Raw genomic sequence first — 1,938 nt, forward strand, 5'->3', positions numbered from 1 at the left:
ACCTCGCTAACCCAACCTACGAACGAAATCATCGTGTTATGACCAATTGTAAACACACCTTAGAAAAATCCAAGACACCAAACCATTTACATACACCTTCCCCGCCATCCTGTATGTAAATACCACCGCAAACCCCAACCAGGCAACCCGCCATGCACAAAGAAAAATACCCCGTCACCCCCGCCATCCGCTTTTTGCGCGAGCACAACATCGCCTACGAGCCGCACGACTTCGCCTACGAAGAGCACGGCGGCACCGCGCAGACCGCTGCCGAACTCGGCCTTGACGAGCATCAGGTCATCAAGACCATCGTCCTTGCCAACGAAGAAAAACACGGCCTCATCGTCCTCATGCACGGCGACCGCGAAATCTCGACGCGCAACCTCGCCCGCCAGCTCGGCATGAAGCACATCGAACCGGCAACAGCGGCGCAGGCAAGCAAATGGACCGGCTACCTGTTCGGCGGCACCTCGCCCTTTGGCACCAAAACCGCGCTGCCGGTGTACGTCGAAGAAAGCATCTACGCGCTGGAACGGCTGTGCATCAACGGCGGCAAACGCGGCTTCCAGGTCATCATCCGCCCGCAAGACCTCGCCGTGCTGAAGCCGCAGACGGTCAACGTTGCGGTGGCATGACCATGCCGGAAATCCTCGTCATCGTCGCGCAAAGCGACAACGGCGCCATCGGCTGCGACGGCAAAATGCCGTGGCACCTGCCGCGCGACCTGCAATACTTCAAGGCGCAGACCCTCGGCCACCCGGTCATCATGGGACGCAAAACCTGGGACAGCATTGGCCGCGCGCTGCCGGGGCGACAAAATCTGGTCATCAGCCGCAATACGGCACTCGCCCTGCCCGATGCCGACACCTGCCCCGACCTTGCCACCGCCCTTGTCCGCGCCCGCGGCGACAAAATCTTTATCATCGGCGGCGCGACCATCTACCGCCTCGCGCTGCCGCTGGCCGACACCTTGCTCATCACCCGGGTTCACACCACCGTCGCCCGCGCCGATACCTTTTTCCCGCCGCTTGACCCTGCCGACTGGCAGGAAACGGCGCGCGAAGACCATCCCGCCGACGCTGCCAATCCTTGGCCGTTGAGTTTCTGCCGCTACGCGCGCCGTGCCAACTGAGCGGCGTTTTCTGACAATCCCGATGCAGCCCATCCGCACCGCCCGCCTCATCCTGCGCCCCTTTGTTGCGGGCGACCTTGCCGCGCTGACCGCGATGCACCAGCACCCTGATGTCTATCGCTGGCTTGGCGACGGACACGCACCGACCACCGCCGCAACCGCCGCCCGCCTGGAATATTACCGCCAGCCATTGCCCGCCCTCGCCGCCATTCTTGCCATCACCCCGCACGACGACCCGGCACGCCTGCTTGGCACCATTCTGCTCAAACCTGTCCCGCTGTCGCAGGGCGAATACGGCGCGACGGAATATGAAATCGGCTGGCACCTGCATCCTGCCCATTGGGGTAACGGCTACGCCACGGAGGCGGCGCAGGCGATGCTGCTACGCGCACGCATGGCCAAATTGCGGCAGGTAGTTGCCGTGACCTATCCCGACAACTGGCGCTCGCAGGCGGTAATGCAGCGCCTCGGCATGACAAAATCCGGCATGACGCGCCGCTATTACGACACTGACACCCTGCTGTTTACGTTGCAATTGTCGCAGTCGTAAAACCGCTGCTATTACCGGATGAACTTGCAACAGTGGTAATGGCTCGGACGCGCCCCCTAAAAACCTGTTCAAAATCTTGGGGGAATCGCATTTTTCCGTATGCTTGTGTAGGGAACTGAAAACCAGGAAAACAGCTAATATGCCTTCTCTCCCTGTGGGGGAACCCGAGTGGGGCAGCAAACCATCCGCGTCAGCGACGCATATATAGCCATCCACCGAAAGCCTCATACTGTGTTGCGTCGCCTGACCGGGCACC

3 protein-coding genes are annotated in these 1,938 nt (G+C 61.1%); all 3 read left to right on the forward strand.

Annotated elements, in window-relative coordinates; genetic code table 11:
• Positions 1-152 precede the first annotated feature (152 nt).
• The 3 genes from ybaK to Q0349_RS06450 are packed head-to-tail and all read left to right on the forward strand — an operon-like array spanning position 153 to position 1,682.
• Positions 153-635 (forward strand): Cys-tRNA(Pro) deacylase, encoded by a 483-nt coding sequence (gene ybaK / locus Q0349_RS06440; protein WP_298080053.1) that lies wholly within the window; start codon positions 153-155, stop codon positions 633-635.
• 2 nt (positions 636-637) lie between these two features.
• A complete protein-coding gene (locus Q0349_RS06445; RefSeq protein ID WP_298080054.1) occupies positions 638-1,132 on the forward strand; it encodes a dihydrofolate reductase in 495 nt (164 codons plus the stop codon).
• 22 nt (positions 1,133-1,154) lie between these two features.
• Positions 1,155-1,682, forward strand: coding sequence for a GNAT family N-acetyltransferase (locus Q0349_RS06450; protein ID WP_298080055.1), 528 nt, complete (start codon positions 1,155-1,157; stop codon positions 1,680-1,682).
• Positions 1,683-1,938 lie beyond the last annotated feature (256 nt).

The sequence above is a fragment of the uncultured Cardiobacterium sp. genome, from assembly GCF_938028185.1.
GTDB lineage: Bacteria > Pseudomonadota > Gammaproteobacteria > Cardiobacteriales > Cardiobacteriaceae > Cardiobacterium.